General features: G+C 54.2%; 15 protein-coding genes and 2 tRNA genes. 11 read left to right on the top strand and 6 right to left on the bottom strand.

Translation table 11 applies throughout. The features are described 5' to 3' along the window. Positions 1 to 276: 276 nt before the first annotated feature. A complete protein-coding gene (locus MKJ04_RS01890) occupies positions 277 to 672 on the top strand; it encodes a (deoxy)nucleoside triphosphate pyrophosphohydrolase (protein ID WP_262918043.1) in 396 nt (131 codons plus the stop codon). A 57-nt stretch (positions 673 to 729) separates the two neighbouring features. Next, positions 730 to 2,127, top strand: a complete 1,398-nt coding sequence (locus tag MKJ04_RS01885; protein ID WP_410896804.1) for a methyltransferase RsmF C-terminal domain-like protein — start codon at positions 730 to 732, stop codon at positions 2,125 to 2,127. 247 nt (positions 2,128 to 2,374) lie between these two features. Here MKJ04_RS01885 and MKJ04_RS01880 read toward each other — a convergent pair whose 3' ends face one another. The 4 genes from MKJ04_RS01880 to pdxH form a co-directional block, all read right to left on the bottom strand. Next, on the bottom strand, positions 2,375 to 3,559 hold the full coding sequence (locus MKJ04_RS01880; RefSeq protein ID WP_241638727.1) for a class I SAM-dependent rRNA methyltransferase: 1,185 nt from the start codon (positions 3,557 to 3,559) through the stop codon (positions 2,375 to 2,377). Positions 3,560 to 3,666: 107 nt separating this feature from the next. After that, entirely contained in the window at positions 3,667 to 4,245 is a 579-nt protein-coding gene (locus tag MKJ04_RS01875; protein ID WP_241638724.1) for a Maf family nucleotide pyrophosphatase, read from the bottom strand. Beyond that, the gene (locus MKJ04_RS01870; RefSeq protein ID WP_241638721.1) at positions 4,211 to 5,509 is read right to left on the bottom strand and encodes a DUF1015 domain-containing protein; all 1,299 of its coding nucleotides are present in this window, start codon (positions 5,507 to 5,509) and stop codon (positions 4,211 to 4,213) included. Before MKJ04_RS01870 ends, MKJ04_RS01875 begins: the two co-directional genes overlap by 35 nt. Before the next feature lie 42 nt (positions 5,510 to 5,551). Further along, the gene (gene pdxH, locus MKJ04_RS01865) at positions 5,552 to 6,205 is read right to left on the bottom strand and encodes a pyridoxamine 5'-phosphate oxidase (protein ID WP_241638719.1); all 654 of its coding nucleotides are present in this window, start codon (positions 6,203 to 6,205) and stop codon (positions 5,552 to 5,554) included. 255 nt (positions 6,206 to 6,460) lie between these two features. Between pdxH and MKJ04_RS01860 the strand changes: the two genes are divergently transcribed. The 5 genes from MKJ04_RS01860 (at position 6,461) to MKJ04_RS01840 (ending at position 10,942) form a co-directional block, all read left to right on the top strand. After that, positions 6,461 to 7,030, top strand: coding sequence for a YqgE/AlgH family protein (locus tag MKJ04_RS01860; RefSeq protein ID WP_241638716.1), 570 nt, complete (start codon positions 6,461 to 6,463; stop codon positions 7,028 to 7,030). 32 nt (positions 7,031 to 7,062) lie between these two features. Continuing rightward, the gene (locus tag MKJ04_RS01855; protein ID WP_241638713.1) at positions 7,063 to 9,246 is read left to right on the top strand and encodes a DUF349 domain-containing protein; all 2,184 of its coding nucleotides are present in this window, start codon (positions 7,063 to 7,065) and stop codon (positions 9,244 to 9,246) included. Positions 9,247 to 9,375: 129 nt separating this feature from the next. After that, a tRNA-Thr gene (locus MKJ04_RS01850) sits at positions 9,376 to 9,451 on the top strand. Between the two features lie 55 nt (positions 9,452 to 9,506). Beyond that, positions 9,507 to 9,579, top strand: a tRNA-Thr gene (locus MKJ04_RS01845). A gap of 196 nt (positions 9,580 to 9,775) precedes the next feature. Beyond that, entirely contained in the window at positions 9,776 to 10,942 is a 1,167-nt protein-coding gene (locus MKJ04_RS01840; protein ID WP_241638710.1) for a hypothetical protein, read from the top strand. Here MKJ04_RS01840 and MKJ04_RS01835 read toward each other — a convergent pair. Continuing rightward, on the bottom strand, positions 10,939 to 11,976 hold the full coding sequence (locus MKJ04_RS01835; RefSeq protein WP_241638707.1) for a potassium channel family protein: 1,038 nt from the start codon (positions 11,974 to 11,976) through the stop codon (positions 10,939 to 10,941). The two genes, MKJ04_RS01840 and MKJ04_RS01835, sit on opposite strands and share 4 nt — an antisense overlap. A 332-nt stretch (positions 11,977 to 12,308) precedes the next feature. On the opposite strand from MKJ04_RS01835, the gene MKJ04_RS01830 reads away from it, so the two are divergent. After that, positions 12,309 to 13,328: a metal-dependent hydrolase gene (locus MKJ04_RS01830; protein ID WP_241638705.1), complete on the top strand. Its 1,020-nt coding sequence runs from the start codon at positions 12,309 to 12,311 to the stop codon at positions 13,326 to 13,328. A 35-nt stretch (positions 13,329 to 13,363) separates the two neighbouring features. On the opposite strand, the gene MKJ04_RS01825 is transcribed toward MKJ04_RS01830, so the two are convergent. Continuing rightward, positions 13,364 to 14,092 (bottom strand): hypothetical protein, encoded by a 729-nt coding sequence (locus MKJ04_RS01825; RefSeq protein ID WP_241638703.1) that lies wholly within the window; start codon positions 14,090 to 14,092, stop codon positions 13,364 to 13,366. 295 nt (positions 14,093 to 14,387) lie between these two features. Between MKJ04_RS01825 and MKJ04_RS01820 the strand changes: the two genes are divergently transcribed. The 3 genes from MKJ04_RS01820 to gyrA all read left to right on the top strand — a co-directional run bounded on the left by MKJ04_RS01820 (position 14,388) and on the right by gyrA (position 18,173). Next, the gene (locus MKJ04_RS01820; protein WP_241638701.1) at positions 14,388 to 15,158 is read left to right on the top strand and encodes an SDR family oxidoreductase; all 771 of its coding nucleotides are present in this window, start codon (positions 14,388 to 14,390) and stop codon (positions 15,156 to 15,158) included. Positions 15,159 to 15,291: 133 nt separating this feature from the next. Further along, positions 15,292 to 15,534, top strand: coding sequence for a hypothetical protein (locus MKJ04_RS01815; protein ID WP_241638700.1), 243 nt, complete (start codon positions 15,292 to 15,294; stop codon positions 15,532 to 15,534). A gap of 86 nt (positions 15,535 to 15,620) precedes the next feature. Further along, on the top strand, positions 15,621 to 18,173 hold the full coding sequence (gyrA, locus tag MKJ04_RS01810) for a DNA gyrase subunit A (RefSeq protein ID WP_241638698.1): 2,553 nt from the start codon (positions 15,621 to 15,623) through the stop codon (positions 18,171 to 18,173). Positions 18,174 to 18,220 lie beyond the last annotated feature (47 nt).

Raw genomic sequence — 18,220 nt, 5'->3', positions numbered from 1 at the left:
TCTGCATACAGCACCCACTCCATCCGTTTATACCATTACAACTCTCAATGACCCCTTTCAAGCTGATACCTGCACAAAAGCTTTCGGTGAGGTAACCGGCAATAAACTAAAAGCAGATACCCAAATCACGCTTGGCATTTTGTGCCAGATGCAGTGTATTAGGTATCCTGCACAAGATAAAAGGAATCATCAAAATTTACATAAATTGCTGATTAATTATGCTTTAAATCATAAATAAATTTAAGCTGGACGAATACGTGTCTATGTAAAATTCATATGGTGCTGAAGGTTGTATGCGCAGTAATTGAAGATAAGGGAACCGTGCTGATTACGCAACGGAGTGAAAGTATGCCTGAGCCGCTACTTTGGGAGTTTCCGGGGGGCAAAATGGAGCCCGGCGAGACGGAAGAAGCCTGTCTCCACCGCGAGATTGGGGAGGAGCTTAGCCTAACGATTCGTGTTGTCAGCCGCATGACTCCGGTGCGGCATCTACTGCCAACGGGAACATGGCTGGAGCTCATTCCATACCGATGCACCCGCACAGGCGGGCAGCTCATTCTTTCAGAACACAAGGCATACCGCTGGTGCCTTCCGGCGGAGCTGCGGCGCTATACCTGGTGCCACCCTGATGTGCCAATTGTAGAGGCGTATCTGGGCAAGGCAGACTTCTGAGCAAGGTATAAATTTGGCTTTTCAACTGCCTCTAATTTGGCGTACCTTTGTGCCGTGATGGAATACCCAACTACGTTTACCGAACGCATGCAACGGCTGCTTGGCAACGGCTACAGTGCCTTTATGGATGCCCTGCAGCAGGCGCCCCCAGTCAGTGTCCGCCTCAACCGGGCCAAAACCTCTTTCCTTCCGAACCTCGACCGCGTGCCCTGGGCCGCAGACGGGTATTACCTCCCGCAGCGCCCCGCCTTCACGCTGGACCCTTTGCTGCACGCAGGCACGTACTACGTGCAGGAAGCGAGTTCGATGTTTGTGGAGCAGGCGCTGCGGCAAGTGGTTGCGTTAGACCAGCCGCTGCACGCGCTCGACCTTTGCGGGGCTCCAGGCGGCAAATCCACCCATCTGGCCAGTCTCCTTTCCAAAGACAGCCTGCTGGTGTCAAACGAAGTGATTCGGAGTCGTGCCTCCATACTGGCAGAGAACGTGGCGAAATGGGGGAGTGGGAACGTGGCGGTTACCTGCAACGATCCGCGCGACTTCGGACGGATCCCTGATTTTTTCGACGTGATGGTGGTGGATGCCCCCTGCAGCGGGGAGGGTATGTTCCGGAAAGACCCGCAGGCAGTGGCGGAATGGTCGGAGGAGAACGTGAAGCTTTGCGCCCAGCGCCAGCAACGCATCCTGGCCGACGTATGGGGCGCCCTGAAACCCGGCGGCATCCTCATTTACAGCACCTGCACCTGGAATGAGCAGGAAAACGAAGCGAACATGGCCTGGCTTGCAGCTGAGGAAAAGGCCGAGCCCCTGCACCTGGACCTGCAGCCAGAGTGGGGCGTAGTGGCATCACAGCAGCAGGGTATAGAAGGGTATCGTTTTTACCCGCACCAGGTGCAGGGCGAGGGCTTCTTTATGGCTGTGGTCCGCAAAACGGGGGAAGCGCCCAGCCCCAACCATGGCAAGAGCAAGAAGAGGCAGTATAAACTGAACAAGGCAGGCAAGAAGGAGCAGGCGCTGGTGCAGGACTGGCTGTTGGCTCCGGAGGAGTATGTATGGCTCCAGCACGGGGAGGTTATCTCGGCGTTGCCAGTCAGCCTGTTTGAGGCTGCCGATGAGCTATACCAGAATTTATATGTGCTGTATGCCGGTACCGAGGTGGCCGAGGTGAAGGGCAAGAAACTGAAGCCGTTGCAGGCCCTGGCGCTTTCGCAGGGACTGCAGAAGGCGGCATTTGAAACTGCCGAGTTGGACCTGGAACAGGCGCTGCGCTACCTGCGCAAAGAGGATATCCGGCTGGGCACCAACGGTATCGACTGGGTTTTACTTCAGTACAAGGGCACGCCTTTGGGCTGGGCAAAGCAAATCGGCAACCGAATGAATAACTACTACCCAAAGGAATGGCGCATCCGGATGGACCTGCCGCAGGAGCTGCCTGATTTCAGCCTGCTGCAACAGTAGGCAAGCTTAATTCAGTCTCGGCGGAAGCTCGGGCCACGTTAAATTCCCGGCAGTATGGGTATAAATCCCAGGGTCCATCTGCCGGCTTTCCGTTTGTCAACTGTCGGGGGAATTTTTTCCCTCTACAAGGCTTTGCCCAACACACGAAAAGTTCAGAGTGCCGGATTGATTTATCCTCCTTCCGACCGCATGAACCAAGCCTAAAGGGCAGGCTAAATTTCATGCGGCCAGACGGTGGGATGCAGGTTTATTCCACAAACAACACCAGCCCTTTCAGGTACTCTCCTTCGGGATGAAAGATAGAGATCGGGTGGTCGGCGGGTTGCGACAGGTGGTGCATGATCTTGATGTTGCGCCCTGCCTCAATGGCGGCGGCCATCACGGTGCTGTTAAACAAGTATTTGTCTACTACCTGAGAGCAGGAGAAGGTGAAGAGTATACCACCCGGCTTTATCTTTTTCATGGCCTCGGCGTTCAGTCGCTTATACCCCATCAGGGCATTGTGGCGCACTTTCTGACTTTTGGCAAATGCCGGAGGGTCCAGCACGATCACATCATACAGGTTCTCCTTGCCTTTCAGAAACTCGAATGTGTCCATGGCAAAGGCCTCGTGCCGATCCGGGGCCTGGCTCAGCGCGGCGTTTTTCTCGGTCAGCTCAATCGCCTTCTTCGACACGTCCACCGAATGCACCAGGCTGGCGCCTGCATTGAGGGCGTATACCGAAAAACCACCGGTATAGCAGAATGTGTTCAGCACGGACTTGCCTTTCACGTAATGCGCCAGCAGTTCCCGGTTCTCGCGCTGGTCGATAAAGAAGCCTGTTTTCTGGCCGCTTTCCCAATCCACAAAAAACCGGGTTTCGTTTTCCGTTACCACCACGCCACCCGTGGAGGTGCCAAAAAGATAGCCGTTTTCTGCTTCCACGGGCGCTTTCGCCGGCAGTGATTCGGCGCTCTTGTCATAAAAGGCCCGCAGCCTGTCTCCGTATATTTCCTGCAGTGCCCGGGCAATGTGCTCCCGCTCACGATACATCCCCACGGTGTGGGTCTGTATAACGGCAGTGTCTTTGTACACGTCGATGATCAGGCCGGAAGCTCCGTCGCCCTCGGCATAAAGCAGGCGATATACATCTGTGTTTGGGTTGTCGGTCAGGCCGAGGCGGCTTCGGTAGTCGTAGGCCTGCTGCACTTTCCGCTTCCAGAATTCGTAGTCGGGGGGCGTTTGCTCAAACGAGAAAATGCGTACCGCAATGGAGCCTGGGGCATAGTGGCCCATAGCCAGAAACTCTCGTTTGCTCGAGTAAACCTCCACTACATCGCCCTCAGCAGGTTCGCCGTCGGCCTTTCTGATGGCCCTTGAAAAAACCCAGGGGTGCTGGCGCAGCAAGGAGTGCTCTTTGCCCGGGGCAAGGTATAATTTTATAAAAGACATGCGTTAGAATATCGTGATGTTCGTGACTGCTACTGGGCATTCCTGCCACCGCCTGCAAAAGTACGGAATCAAAACTACAAATATGGAATGCCCTGCCGCAGCCTTGATCAGGCAAGCAGGCCCAGTGCCTGCAGTTGCGCATAGAGCTTTTGCACTGGCAGCCCGACCACGTTAAAGTAAGAGCCTTCGATCTTTTCTATACCCACCATCCCGATCCATTCCTGAATGCCGTAGGCGCCGGCTTTGTCGTAGGGTTTATACTGCTTGATGTAGTATGAGATCTCGGTTTCGGACAGAGGTTTAAAATATACCGTGGTGGTGTCGTGAAAAACAGTTTTCTGCTCTTGTGTGAGGATGCATACGCCCGTAATCACCTCGTGCGCCTTCCCCGACAGGGCCTGCAGCATCTCAAACGCACCCGCATAATCGATGGGCTTGTTCAGCACGCGGTCGCCGAGGCACACAATCGTGTCGGCAGTGATGATTGCCTCGCCCTGCAGGTTCTCACGGTAGGCCTCGGCTTTGTGCGCAGCCAGGTACTCGGCAATCTCAGCGCGTTTTAAATGGTCGGGGAAGTCCTCCTGAACTTCCTTTACTTTAACATCAAAAGCGATCCCGAGGCTAGCCAGCAATTCTTTGCGGCGCGGGGAGTTAGAGGCAAGCAGCAGCGGCCGTGACAAATTCATCTTCTTTGATTGAGCTAAATAAAAATCCCCCGATCACCTTCGGGTAGAAGAATGTAGACTTCTGGGGCATGATCGCGCCGCTGTAGCACACGCGCTTCACCTGCTCCATGGTGATTTCGTTGGTGATGAGGGCCATGCGCGCCTCCCCGGAGTCTACTTGCCGGATGCAGGCAGTAAAGCTGCGGACATAGCTCAGGTCGGGGTAGTCGCGCTGCGCCTTGCGGTAGATGCCCAATATCTTCTCGAAGATAAAGTAGTGCATCACGGTCAGGTCGAGGTCTTTTACCTCCTGCGGGAAATTCCAGTCGATCTGCGTATGCACTTCGGGCCTCAGCCTTAGTTTATAGGCGTTGCCGCTCAGAAAAAGGCCAAAGGCCCACGGCTTGCCGGCAATCACTTCGTTCAGCTCCAGAGGGTCCTCTTTCGGCGTGACCACAAAATACTCCTCCAAGCGCTCCAAAAACTCCTCGTCGGTCATGTCCATGCGCTTCAGCACCCGGTGTGTGGGCAGTATCCGCAGGTCGTCGTGCTCGGAGTTGGTGAGGTACATCAGGTGGTAGTTGTAAGGCTCCAGGCCGGTATGGTGCGGGTTTTGGGCCATGCGCTTTTTGCGGTACTCCAGCGAGCCCTCGTAGCGGTGATGCCCGTCGGCCAGCAGCACCTGCTTGCTTTGCAGCAGGTTCATGAACAAACGGATCACCCGATGGTCGTGTATGACGGCCAGCACGTCGCGCACCCCCTGGTAATCCTCCGTCTCATACAACGGGGAACGAATGCTTTCGTCCAGGTATGGCTCCAGCGCAAAAGTAGGGTCGGTATAAAGGCCATGTGTCGGGCTGGTGTTCAGCTCAGTTTCCTCCAGCAGCGCTATCCGGTCATTCACCGCGCTCGGAATGGTGTTCTCATGGCGGAGCAGCACCCGCTCATGCCAATCGTAGGCCTTGATGTTGCAGACAAAGCCTTTCCGGACAAATTCCTTCTCAACCCCCGGCAACCGGAAATACTGGTAATATACATAAATCCCCGGCAGGTGATCCTGCAGGAGTATACCCTCCGCTTTCCAGCGTTGGAGTGTTCTGGCGGCCTCGGCGGCGGGGTCGTCGCCGAGGGGCACGGATAGGTGTATGCTGTTGTTCGGGTTGCGGTACAGCGCTTGCCGCTGCTTCTCCGACACCACGTCAAAGAGCGGGGCGGTCAGGTCGTCAATCTGCTGGTCCAGGGTATGGTTATAGCGCCAGGCGCGCAAAGGGAGTATCTCGGCCATAGGGTGGTATAGGTATAGAGTTGGAAGGGAAGTTTCGCTCGCTCAGGGAGCCAGCCTTTTTATTTCCCAGCTGCCGTCTGGTTGCTGTGTGTACAACAGGCGGTCATGAAGGCGGTTGGGGCGTCCTTGCCAGAACTCCACCTGTGTGGGCTGTAGTTGGTATCCGCCCCAGTTGGCTGGTCGAGGTATAATTTCCTCATCCTTAAATCGCTCCGTAAACTGCCGGTCGGCTTCCTCCAGCGCCTCGCGGCTCTCAATCTCGACACTTTGCGCAGAGGCCCATGCGCCAATCTGGCTGCCTTTGGGGCGGCTGTGGAAGTAGCGGTCTGACATTTCCGCGGATACCTGCACCACATTCCCCTCGATGCGCACCTGGCGCTCCAGCGCGGGCCAGAAGAAGGTGATCGCCGCCGCAGGGCGCTGGGCAAGCTCCTGGCCCTTCCGGCTGTCGTAGTTCGTGAAAAAGGCAAACCCCTGGGGGGAGACGTCTTTTAACAGCACGACACGGGCAGAGGGTCTGTTGTCTGCGCTCACGGTGGCCAAAACCAGTGCGGTAGGCTCGTCCACCTCGGCCTGAAGGGCCTCGTTCAGCCACACGTTAAACTGATCCACCGGATCTGCCGCCGCCGACGCCTCGGTCAGGGCCTGCTTAGCGTAGTTCTTCCGGATTGCTGCAATGTTATGATTCAGGGCCATATGCGTAGTTTTGATCAAAATTATAAAATTATATGCTCCAAGGAACAATTATATCGTCATTTGGTCGGGCCGGGGCGCTGAAACAGCGAATTGATGCGTTCTACTGCAGGAGGTATGGTTTGTGTGATGCAATTCCTAAATATGTTACCATATTCGCTGCTTTGCGTAAGAATAAAGACATACAGAACTGTAGGATTCCGGGCAACACAGCCCCTTTTCGTCCTTCAGGCCTCACAGCTAAGCGCAGAGAAATTGATGGAAGATAAAAACTCACTAAAACCGCAAACCGGAAGCCTTCTGATTTCGGAGCCCTTTTTAGGGGACCCGAATTTTGAGCGGACTGTCATCTTGTTATGCAGCCACTCTGAACAGGGCGATTCCTTTGGATTGGTACTAAACCGCACGTCGAACCTCAAACTCTCGGACGTGATGGACATAGACCAGGAAATTTTTGACATGACGCTGGGCGTGGGAGGCCCCATGCAGTACAACACCCTCCACTACGTCCACCGCTTGCCAACCCTGCCCCAGTCTGTGAAACTGGAAGAGGGGCTATACTGGGGCGGGGATTTTGACCTGCTGCGCAACATGATCAGCACCGGGCTGATACAGACCGATGACATAAAGTTTTTTCTGGGCTACTCCGGCTGGACAGCTGGCCAGCTGCAGGAGGAGATTGACAAAAATGTTTGGATCGTGAACAACAATGCTGCGAATAAATTATTTAATTTGGACTCCGATACCCTATGGCGCAATGTGCTGCGCGAAATGGGGGGTAAATTTAAGGTGCTTTCTAATTATCCAGTCGATCCGCGCTTAAACTGAGCGCGCGCTTGTCATAATTAAAGACCGTTGACATGACATCACAAAAAAACAATATGGACACTACCGGAGCTGAGGCTAACAATTCTGAGAACAAAGATGCTGCGAACCAACCTGAAAACAACAACGCATCGCCTAAGAGTATATTGGAGCAACGGCTTGCCGAGCTAGACGCCCGGACACAGACAAATCAAAACCCTGCGCCAGAAGTGCCCAAAGAGGAACAGCCTGAGATACAGCCATCCTTGAGTACTGCCCAGGAAACAGAAACGGCAGAAGAAATTACAACAGCTTTTGTGGAGGCGAACACCAACGTGAAAGACGAGGTAGCAGCGGAAACGCCAGGTAACGAAACAGCGCACGAGGTGGAGACCCCGGTTGCAGAACAGCCTCAGGAGACTCCGGACGACACTTCCGCACCAACTGAGGTAAAAGAATCGACGCCTCCGAAAGCCGCAGCTATTTCCAGCGAAGAGGAAGAAGACGAAGAAGAGGTAGAGGCGGAGGTAACAGACTTCAGTCAGCTGCCCATTGAGGAACTGCGCGCGCACCTGAGCATTGCCCTTAAAGGAGCGGATGCCGCGAAGCGATACCGCACCATCATGGAGTTGCACCGGCATTATGACCAGAAATTTCTGGCTGAGCGCGCAGAGGCCCTGGAAAAGTTTAAGCAGGAGGGAGGCACCGAAGATGATTTTGCCTACCATACCTCCGGGGAGCACCAGGACCTGGAAAAACTGCTTTCGACCTACCGCGATAGCCGCTACCAGCAGCGGCAAAGCGTGGAAGAACAGCGCCAGCGCAACCTGGGCCTGAAGCAGCAGTTGCTCGTGCAGCTGCGCCAACTGGTTGAGTCGGCAGAGACGACCAACAGCGGCGATGAAGTGAAAAAGCTACAGGCTGATTGGAAATCGATCGGGCCGGTACCATCCGGTGACGCGCAGGAACTGTGGGACTCTTACCATGCCCTGCTCGATATTTTCTACAACAACCGCAGCATGTTCTTCGAGATGAAGGAACTGGACCGCAAGCGCAACCTGGATGCCAAGCTGCAACTTGTAGAGCGCGCGGAGGCCCTTCAGAGCGAGCCTTCCATTAATAAGGCCCTGCAGGAGCTGCGCCATTTGCACGAGGAGTGGAAGAACATCGGCCCGGTGCCAAACGAGCAGCGCGACCCGATTTGGGAGCGGTTTATACAGGCATCCGAAAAGGTGCATGAGCACCGCCGGGCCTACCACGAAGAGCGAAACAAGCGCGAACTGGAAAACCTGACAAAAAAGCGCCTCCTGCTGGAGCGCCTCCAGGCATTCAACGGCTTCAACACCGACCGCATCAATGAGTGGCGCGACAAGACAGACGAGATTCAGAAGCTGAAGGAAGAGTGGGATGCTGCCGGCCTGGTGCCCAAAGAGTATGCCGAGGATGTAAACAAGACCTTCTGGGGAAATTACAAGGCTTTTTTCCAGCACAAAAACCACTTCTTCAAATCGCTGGATGAGCAGAAGATGGAGAACCTGCGCGTGAAAACGGCCCTTTGCGAGGAGGCGGAGAGCCTGAAGGACAGCACCGACTGGAACACCACGAAAGAAAAGCTGATCCAGCTTCAGAAAAAATGGAAAACCATCGGCCGCGTGCCCGACAAGCACTCCGACAAGATCTGGCAGCGGTTCCGGGCAGCCTGCAACGAGTTCTTCGACAGGAAGCAGGCCAATGAGCAGCAGAAAAACACGGAGGTAGAGAAGCTCTCTGCCGAAAAAATGGAACTGTGCGACAGCATTGCCGAGCAGCTGTCAGACCCCAAGGCAGCGAGCTCGCTCTCCGGTTTCGAATCCTATGCCGAAAAATGGCGCGCCCTGGATGGCACCGAGAAAAGAAGCAGCCACAAGGTGGAAGAAAACTTCCTGGCCCTGATGGAGAAATATCTGGAGCGCGTGCCCTCGCTCAGTCTGGAGGAGCGGAATGACCTGCTTGTCAAGCTACAGGTGGAGCGAATTAAGCACAGCCCTGACGCAGGCCAAAAACTGCAGCAACGGGAGCAGCACATCCGCCGTGAGATCACGCAGCTGCAGAACGACATCCAGACACTGCGCACCAACATCGAGTTTTTTGCGCGCTCCAAAAACGCGGACAAACTGCGCCAGGAGTATGAGGGCAGAATCGCGGATGCACAAAAGCGCATCGATCAGTTAAACCACCAGTTACAGGCTTTCAGAGGATAAAAAATTTCCCCCTGAACATCAAATGCTTACCTGAAACCATTGAAAAATTTCAGAATAGCATTTGCATGATAGTATTCTTACGCCTACTTTTGCAACGCTTTAAAACAATAAAGCGCAGTTATAGTGTAAGCCTCCTTAGCTCAGCTGGTAGAGCAACTGACTTGTAATCAGTAGGTCGCTGGTTCGATCCCGGCAGGGGGCTCCACTCCAAAAAGCATCTGTTTGTACTGCGGCGGCTTTTCAGTAAAACATTAGTACAGGCCTCCTTAGCTCAGCTGGTAGAGCAACTGACTTGTAATCAGTAGGTCGCTGGTTCGATCCCGGCAGGGGGCTCATTTCCCGAAGCCTTCAGAGAAATCTGAAGGCTTTTTCTTTTTCACGCATCTCCTGTCCCCCCACCTCATCCCGCTCTGATTCCCCTCCTTTTATACCTGTCGGTAAAGGCCGCACGCTGCTACCGCCTGTTATTCTGTTTCCTTTTCTTTGGGATAATGCCGTATTTAGCGCTTCAATTCGCAAAGACCTAACTATGCAACTGATTGAGGTAAACACACCTGAACTAGCCCATGAGTTTATCATGGTGCAGGTGCGACTGTATAAGAAAGACCGCAACTATATCCGTCCGCTGGACAAAGACATTGACGCTGTGTTTGACCCGAAGAAAAACAAGCTTCTCCGCGACGGGGAAGTGATCCGGTGGGTGCTGCAAAATGAGAAAGGCAAGTATATCGGGCGGGTGTCCGCTTTCATCAACAAGAAAACCGCCCACTCATTTGAGCAACCGACAGGCGGCATGGGCTTTTTTGACTGTATTGATGATCAGGCGAGCGCTAACATCCTGCTTAATGCCTGCCGCGAATGGCTGCGCGCGCGCGGTATGGAGGCTATGGACGGCCCGATAAACTTCGGCGACCGCGACAAGTGGTGGGGAGTGCTGGCAGACGGATTTTACCCGCCCACGTACTGCATGCCCTACAACTTCCCTTACTATACCCAACTGCTCGAGAACTACGGCTTTCAGCTATACTTCAAACAGTATACCTACTACCGCATGGTGCATGACCCGCTGCCGGAAGAATACCGCGAGAAAGCCCAGCGCATCCTTTCAGACAAGCGCTACAGCTGCGAGCACCTCGACAAGACCAACCTGAAGAAATACGCCGGTGATTTCCGGGAGGTATACAACAAAGGGTGGGCGAAGCACGAGGGCGTAAAGGAGATGTCGGAGGCGCAGGCAATCACGATCATGAACACGCTTAAGCCGATACTGGATGAGCGCATCATGTGGTTCACTTATTTTGAGGGCCGGCCAGTCGGATTCTTCATCGCCATACCGGAGCTGAACCAGCTTTTTAAGTATGCCAACGGCAAGATGGACCTGTGGGGCAAGCTGAAGTTCGTGTTCCACCGCTGGCGCGGGGCCTGCACCACCATGTATGGCATTGTGTTCGGCATTGCCCCGGAGCAGCAGGGCAAAGGCGTGGAGGCCGCCATGATCGTGGCCGCGGGCGAGTTGATCATCAACAACAAAAGCATACCCTACAAAGACCTGCAAATGAATTGGATCGGGGACTTTAACCCCAAAATGCAAAAGGTGGTGGAACGCGTAGGCAGTCGCATCTACAAAACGCACTTTACCTACCGCTACCTGTTCGACAGGACGAAGGAGTTTAAGCGGATGCCGATCATCCGCTAGAGCATGGCGGGGATGTCCATGTCCTCTTGCAGCACTTTGGCGGAGATGGTTTCCCAATCCCAGCCGTTATACTCCACCAGCGATTTTAAGGCCCGCCTGCGTTTAGCCAGTTGCTCAAATTGCTGCACGCCGGGTTCCAGAAGCTGTAGATCGGCTTTCTGCAGTTGATCTGCCTGTATGGGCGGCAGTGCGTCTTTTTCAGAGTCGATATAGAGCGAGGAGAGGGAGGAGATGAAGGTGGTGATACCCTTGCGCAGCGGTATGAGGTACTGGTCGTCGGGGCGCATATGAGCCGGGACATACAGCAGCATGAGGGTAAGGGCTTCGTCCAGCGCCGCCAGGTTGGGCAGTAGCGAGGCGCCTTTGTCGGATTGCTGGAAGTAGTGCAAAACCGGATAGGAGAGGTGCATCTGGCCCTGCTGCACAATGTCCTGCGTCAGGCTCTGAAACGGCGTTTCCAGTTTCTTGAAGTCAGTGCCGTTCCAGTAGTTGAGCAAAATCCGCTGTGGGCTGTGGCCGATGGACGAGATACGGATGCTGAGCGCCCGCCGCGCGGTTATGGCCGACAGCACCGGCACCATGTAGGTGATGGCAATGGTGATGAACATGAGCCCGGTAAACGAGATAAACGCCGTAAAAATGCGCCATCCATCCGTGCCTGCCTTGAAATCGCCGTTGCCGAGAGTGGAGAGGGTATAGCCCGTGAAATAAATGCGCTCCATGAGGGTGGCGGGCAGTGAGGTGGTGCTGTTCACGACGGCTTTATCTGAAGCGGAGTATATAAACGCGTTTCCGACCCACAGCAGCGCCACCCAGGTGAAGAGTATTGTGAACACGATCACGATACCCGCCCCCGTCAGGGCCGATCTGCTTTTAGTCAGGCGCCCCAGGAGTAGGAACAGCTGCCATACCGCCACGGTGACGGGGCCACTGATGAACCCGGCACCCCGTGGGGCAAAGGTGGTATACACAAGGTCGATGATGGTCAGAAGAACGATCGTGACGCCGGTTACAAAGCTAAGTGTCGAATCCATGCTGCGAGGGTATAGGATGAGTTGCGCCGCATCGGGACGCCGCATGCGGTTATACCCCGCAGCCGGTTATGTTGTTGCTGATAGCGGCTGTTCGGCAAGTTGCTCTCAATTTGCTTAGAAATTCCTTGCAGCTAGTACTCGACCCATTTAATTACCAGAATTAGCGTTCGTTTTTATATCAATAGAAACAGCTTTTATGCCTCCTTTCTAATTCTTAATTTCTAATTTTTAATTTGACAAAGCACTAGCCTCACATTTCAAGTGCCTCCGGGGCTGGTCACAATCAGGTTGCCATCAAATCTGTAAACTACAAACAGTTCAGCATTGCGAAAATGGATTCTTTAACACAGATTGTACTGGGCGCCTCGGTGGGCGAAGCCGTTGCAGGGCGGAAACTCGGCAACAAGGCTTTGCTTTGGGGAGGTATAGCCGGCACGTTACCGGACCTCGACATACTGGCAAACCCCTGGCTGGATATGGTAGAGCAATTGGCCTTTCACCGGTCACTCACGCACTCCTTCCTGTTTGCGCTGCTCGCCGCGCCCTTGCTTGGGTTGCTGCTCCGTCGGGTATACCCCCAGCAGCGCGCCACCTTCCGCGACTGGACACTGCTTTTTTTCCTGGGCTTCACCACGCACGCCCTCCTGGACAGTTGCACCACGTGGGGCACCCAGCTGTTCTGGCCTTTCAGCACGTATGGCGTCGCGTTTTACAATATTTTTGTGGTAGATCCGCTGTACACGGTGCCTTTTCTGGTCTGTGTGCTGGCCGTTGCGTTTTACCCACGCCTAAGCCCAAAAAGGCGGTACCTGAACTATGCGGGGCTACTCTTGAGCTCAGGCTATCTGCTTTTCTCCTTTGGCGCGAAGGCCGCGGCCAACCATACCTTCGAGAAAAACCTGCAGCGGCAGGAGCTTGGCTATACCGATTACATCAGCAAACCCACGCCGCTGAACACGGTGTTCTGGTCAGTCACCGCGAAAGGGGAGGACGGATTTTACAACGGCTTTTACTCGCTGCTCGACAAAATCCCGACCGTTCAGTTTGTGTATGAGCCGCAAAACAGGCAGCTGCTTGCGCCTTACAGGGGGCACCCTAAACTGGAGCGCCTGCTAGAGATCACGAAGGGCTATTATGCCGTAGCCCCTGCGCCAGAACGTGGCGTTTATATCAACGATCTCCGTTTCGGCAAGTTTGACGGATGGCGCGCGGAGGGAGGCGCCTACGTTTTTGTGTACCATGTATGGCAGGATGCACAGGGTGTCCTGCAGCTGGAGGAAATCAACAACAGGCCGAAAGTAGACAAGCCATACCTCAAGGCATACTGGCGCAGGATACTGGGAAACTCCTGAAACGCCAGCTTCGACTCTCTGCTTCAGCCCGCTATTTACAGCGACTCGTAATAGGCCAACGCCTTGATCCAGCCAGCGGTGGTGGATGCGTCGGTTTTATTTGCGGAGAGATAGCGTTGCACCTCGTCCTGTTTGTCCGGCAACGCCTTCAGGAGGTTCTTTTTGCTGAGTTTCACCTGCTGAACGCTGTTTTCAGGCGCAAGCAGGTATACGCGCTGGTCATCCCGGATCTCATCGTACTTGTTGCCCGAACTGTAGGGTCCTTCAAAATTAGCCTTGATAAAGTTTTTCTGGGGCACCATCACCAGTTGCAGCTTCGTTCCGTGGTATAGCGAAACGGCGAAGCGGTTGCTGAGCGCCGGGTCCACGTTAGCGAGGGCGGCGTATTTCCGGAACGTGAGCCCAGGGGTCAGCAAACTGTCTCGCAGCGTGAAACTATCCACAAACTGAGGCCTCAGTACAAACTCTTTCCCGTCTGGGTTACGGTAAAGCAGCTCGTTGTCGATCACGTTGTATTTCACCTCCAGGTTGTCGTAGAGCTTGTTGCCGGAGGTAATGGTCGCTTTCATCCAGTCGATATAAAAGAAAGGCGTTCCTTTCACTCCCTCATACCGGTTGTCGTACACGCGCACCACCGATGAATTGGGCGGACTGCCGAGCTCCATCAGGTTTCGTTGCGCGTCAATCCCGCTGGGTTCGGCAGACTGTGAGAAAGCGGCGCAGGAAATAGCGAGGGCCGGAAACAGAAGGGCAAATTTGTTCATAGGGTAGGGTGAAAATGATGAAATGTAGGTTAGTGTATTAAATTTAGGTATAAAAAGCATTTCTTACTCCATACTTCTGAAGCACAATGAAGTCTGCGCCCTTCTCAGGCATACCTCATGGGGTATGATTAAAACCTGGCAGGGAGCAGTTATATGCCCATTGCATGAACTGGCCAAAAAAAGGTGCCAGCGCTTTGGTAATTTAAGCATCCTGAACAAAAAACGGTGTTATCTGTAAAGTAATTTCATGGCAGCTGTTGCCATGGATGATATTAAGCAAGAAAAATAGAGAGAAATGAAGGAAAACAGGTGGTCACTAACCGGTAAAACCGCAGTCGTAACAGGGGGCTCCAAGGGAATTGGAGCAGCCATCGTGGATGATTTCATAGCCCTGGGCGCCACTGTGCTGGCCGTGGCCCGCAAGGAGGCAGACCTGGAGCAACTGCGCGCTAAGTATCCCGAGCGGCTTCATGTGCTGGCCGCCGACGTGAGCGAGGCTGAAGGGCGCGAGGCGCTGGAGCAGTGGGTAAGGCAGGAGTGGGGCCAACTCGACATACTGGTGAACAACGCCGGCACCAACATCCGCAAACCCACCGCCGATTATACCGCCGAGGAGTATGATTTTGTGATGAACACGAACCTGCGCTCGGCTTTTGAGCTCAACCGGCTACTATACCCCATGCTGAAACAGTCAGAGCAGGCCAACATCGTACATGTTTCGTCGGTGGCGGGACTCACGCACGTGCGCACCGGCAGCATCTACGGCATGACCAAGGCCGCCATGAATCAACTGACCCGTAATCTTGCGGCTGAGTGGGCCCCGGACGGTATCCGTGTGAACGCGGTGGCTCCGTGGTATATCAGCACCCCGCTGGCACAAACGGTGCTGCAAAACAAAGACTTTCTGGACGCGGTGGTGGGCCGCACCCCTATGCGGCAGGTAGGCAAGCCCGAGGATGTGGCTGGGGCTGTGTCTTTTTTGTGCATGCCCGCCGCTGCCTACATCACCGGGCAGACCCTGGCGGTAGACGGAGGTTTCACCATCAACGGTTTCCACCCGCTTTAAATTAGGGCAGGGGGCTGATAACGCAAACTATACCCCTCAAAATGCTGGTATATGTGTGCAGAATTGTTTATTTTTGTAAGCTAAAGAGTTAAAGGCCTGCTGACAACAGCAGGCCTTTTCTGAACTTAAACCTATGGCTACTACCCGATTTCTCCCCGGTCTTTTCATCGCGCTCCTCTCTGCCTCCCTAATTTCTTGTAAACCAGCTTGTCCGATCCGTTCCTGCCAGGTGCGCATGGTGCACCCGCACGGCGAGAAGGAGTTCCGGGGAAGGCCATTCTGGAAAAAGCAAAACCCGAAAATGGGGCAAAAGCTGGACAAAGTGTCGCAGGAGAAAACGCGGAACAGAACGGACAAAAGCAGAAATAAGCAATAGTCTATATAGCTGATAAGGCCTTTTTTGACTAACTTGCCTTTTAAAAACACACAACAACCAACCTATATTTATCTATAATTTTAGACATGATCGAAGGCGAAAGAATTATACCGATCAACATTGAAGACGAGATGCGCGGCGCGTACATCGACTACTCAATGTCTGTTATCATTTCAAGAGCCTTACCTGATGTTCGGGACGGACTAAAGCCGGTTCACCGCCGCGTGCTTTACGGAATGTCTGAGCTGGGGGTATCTTATAACAAATCCTACAAAAAATCGGCCCGTATCGTTGGGGAGGTGCTGGGTAAATACCACCCGCACGGCGACTCCTCGGTATATGAGACCATGGTGCGCATGGCCCAGGAATGGTCGTTGCGCTACCCGCTCGTGGATGGACAGGGTAACTACGGTTCTATCGACGGCGACTCTCCGGCTGCCATGCGTTACACGGAGGCCCGCCTCAAGCGCATCGCCGACGAGCTGCTGGCCGACCTAGAAAAGAACACGGTTGACTTCGTGCCGAACTTCGACGACTCCCTGAAGGAGCCGAGCGTAATGCCTGCCAAGTTCCCGAACCTGCTGGTGAACGGAACGTCCGGTATCGCCGTGGGTATGGCCACCAACATGGCGCCCCACAACCTGACTGAGGTGATCAACGGCGTGATTGCCTACATCGACAACCACGAGATCACGATCGCCGAGCTGATGCAGTTTATCACGGCCCCAGACTTCCCGACGGGCGGCATCATCCATGGCTACGATGGCGTGAAAGCTGCCTTCGAGACAGGCCGTGGCCGTGTGCTGATGCGCGGGCGTGCCAACTTCGAGGTATTGCCATCCGGCAAAGAGCAGATCATCGTGACTGAGATTCCCTACATGGTGAACAAGGCCTCGCTGATTGAGAAAACTGCCGCGTTGGTGAACGACAAGAAAATTGAGGGGATTGCTGACCTGAGAGACGAGTCGGACCGTGACGGACTTCGTATCGTTTACGACTTGAAGCGCGACGCCATACCTAACGTGGTGCTGAACAACCTCTACAAGTATACTGCCCTGCAGTCTTCTTTCGGCGTGAACAACGTGGCCCTTGTGAAGGGCCGCCCGATGACGCTGAACCTGAAGGAGCTTATCCAGTACTTTGTGGAGCACCGCCACGAGGTGGTTATCCGCAGAACGCAGTATGAACTGGACGAGGCGAGAAAGCGCGCACACATTTTGGAAGGATTGCTGATTGCGCTGGACAACCTCGACGAGGTGATCAACCTGATCCGCTCTTCCCGCGACCCTGAGATTGCCCGCAATGGTTTGATTGAGCGCTTTGCCCTGTCAGAACTGCAGGCCCGCGCGATTCTGGACATGCGTCTGCAGCGCCTCACCGGCCTGGAGCGCGACAAGATCCAGCAGGAGTATCAGGAGATTATGGCTTTGATCGATCATTTGAACAGCATCCTCAACAACGAAGAACTGCGCATGCAGATCATCAAGGACGAGTTGACTGAGATACGCGAGCGCTACGGCGACGGCCGTCGCACCGGCATTGAGGCCAGCACCGGCGATATTTCCTACGAGGACATGATCCCGGAGGAGAACATGGTGATCACGATCTCACACGAGGGCTATATCAAGCGCACCTCTCTCAGCGAGTACCGCAGCCAGAGCAGGGGCGGTATCGGCTCCAGAGGAGTGGCTGCATCCAAGGAAAACGATTTTACCGAGCATCTCTTTATCGCCAACACGCACAACCACATGCTGTTTTTCACGCAGTTGGGCCGCGTGTTCTGGCTGAAGGTGTATGAGTTGCCGGAAGGAGGGAAGACGTCCAAAGGGCGCGCCATCCAGAATCTTATTCAGATTGAGAAAGACGACACAGTGCGTGCGGTGATGAATGTGCACGACCTGAAGAACCAGGATTACGTACTGAACCACAACCTGGTCTTTATCACAGAACAGGGAACGATCAAGAAGACAGTGCTAGAGGCCTATTCGCGTCCGCGCACAAACGGTATAAACGCGATTTCGATCAACGAGGGCGACCGTTTGCTGGATGTGCAGCTGACCACCGGAAGCAGCGAAATCATCATCGCGCTGGAGTCGGGGAGAGCCATTCGCTTCAACGAGAGTCAGGTGCGCTCCATGGGCCGAAACGCCTCCGGGGTACGTGCCGTAACGCTTGGCGGACCCGACGACAAAGTTGTTGGTATGGTTTGTGTAGAAAACGAGAGCACTGAGCTTTTGGTAGTGTCGGAGAACGGCTTCGGAAAACGCTCGCTCATGGATGAGTACCGCATCACGAACCGTGGTGGCAAAGGCGTAAAGACCATGAACGTGACCGACAAAACCGGTAAGCTGGTAGCCATCAAAGGCGTTATCGACACAGACGACCTGATGATCATCAACCGTTCGGGCATCACCATCCGGCTTCGGGTAGGCGAAATTCGCGTGATTGGCCGCGCCACACAGGGTGTTCGCCTGATCAAGCTAAATGAGACAGACCAGATATCTTCGGTGGCAAAAATAGAGATGGAAAACGAAGACGACGTTGTGGAAGCCGTGCTGGACCAGTCTGAGCTGACACCCGATGATTCGCTGCAACCGGATGACTTAATAGATCCGGAAAAGACGGAAGATGAAGCATAATCGAATTATTTTCAGTTATTAAACGTTTCACATTCAATCACAAACCT

It is taken from the genome of Pontibacter sp. E15-1 (assembly GCF_022601975.1).
GTDB lineage: Bacteria > Bacteroidota > Bacteroidia > Cytophagales > Hymenobacteraceae > Pontibacter.
Note: the sequence above shows the minus strand (reverse complement) of the source record. Positions and strands in the feature narration are given on the sequence as shown.

Coding starts and splice junctions, on each gene's coding strand:
- MKJ04_RS01830 (WP_241638705.1), top strand. CDS start 12,309: ATGGATTCTTTAACACAGATTGTACTGGGCGCCTCGGTGGGCGAAGCC.
- MKJ04_RS01890 (WP_262918043.1), top strand. CDS start 277: ATGGTGCTGAAGGTTGTATGCGCAGTAATTGAAGATAAGGGAACCGTG.
- MKJ04_RS01840 (WP_241638710.1), top strand. CDS start 9,776: ATGCAACTGATTGAGGTAAACACACCTGAACTAGCCCATGAGTTTATC.
- MKJ04_RS01820 (WP_241638701.1), top strand. CDS start 14,388: ATGAAGGAAAACAGGTGGTCACTAACCGGTAAAACCGCAGTCGTAACA.
- MKJ04_RS01825 (WP_241638703.1), bottom strand. CDS start 14,092: ATGAACAAATTTGCCCTTCTGTTTCCGGCCCTCGCTATTTCCTGCGCC.
- MKJ04_RS01860 (WP_241638716.1), top strand. CDS start 6,461: ATGGAAGATAAAAACTCACTAAAACCGCAAACCGGAAGCCTTCTGATT.
- MKJ04_RS01885 (WP_410896804.1), top strand. CDS start 730: ATGGAATACCCAACTACGTTTACCGAACGCATGCAACGGCTGCTTGGC.
- MKJ04_RS01835 (WP_241638707.1), bottom strand. CDS start 11,976: ATGGATTCGACACTTAGCTTTGTAACCGGCGTCACGATCGTTCTTCTG.
- pdxH (WP_241638719.1), bottom strand. CDS start 6,205: ATGGCCCTGAATCATAACATTGCAGCAATCCGGAAGAACTACGCTAAG.
- MKJ04_RS01815 (WP_241638700.1), top strand. CDS start 15,292: ATGGCTACTACCCGATTTCTCCCCGGTCTTTTCATCGCGCTCCTCTCT.
- MKJ04_RS01855 (WP_241638713.1), top strand. CDS start 7,063: ATGACATCACAAAAAAACAATATGGACACTACCGGAGCTGAGGCTAAC.
- gyrA (WP_241638698.1), top strand. CDS start 15,621: ATGATCGAAGGCGAAAGAATTATACCGATCAACATTGAAGACGAGATG.
- MKJ04_RS01870 (WP_241638721.1), bottom strand. CDS start 5,509: ATGGCCGAGATACTCCCTTTGCGCGCCTGGCGCTATAACCATACCCTG.
- MKJ04_RS01875 (WP_241638724.1), bottom strand. CDS start 4,245: ATGAATTTGTCACGGCCGCTGCTGCTTGCCTCTAACTCCCCGCGCCGC.
- MKJ04_RS01880 (WP_241638727.1), bottom strand. CDS start 3,559: ATGTCTTTTATAAAATTATACCTTGCCCCGGGCAAAGAGCACTCCTTG.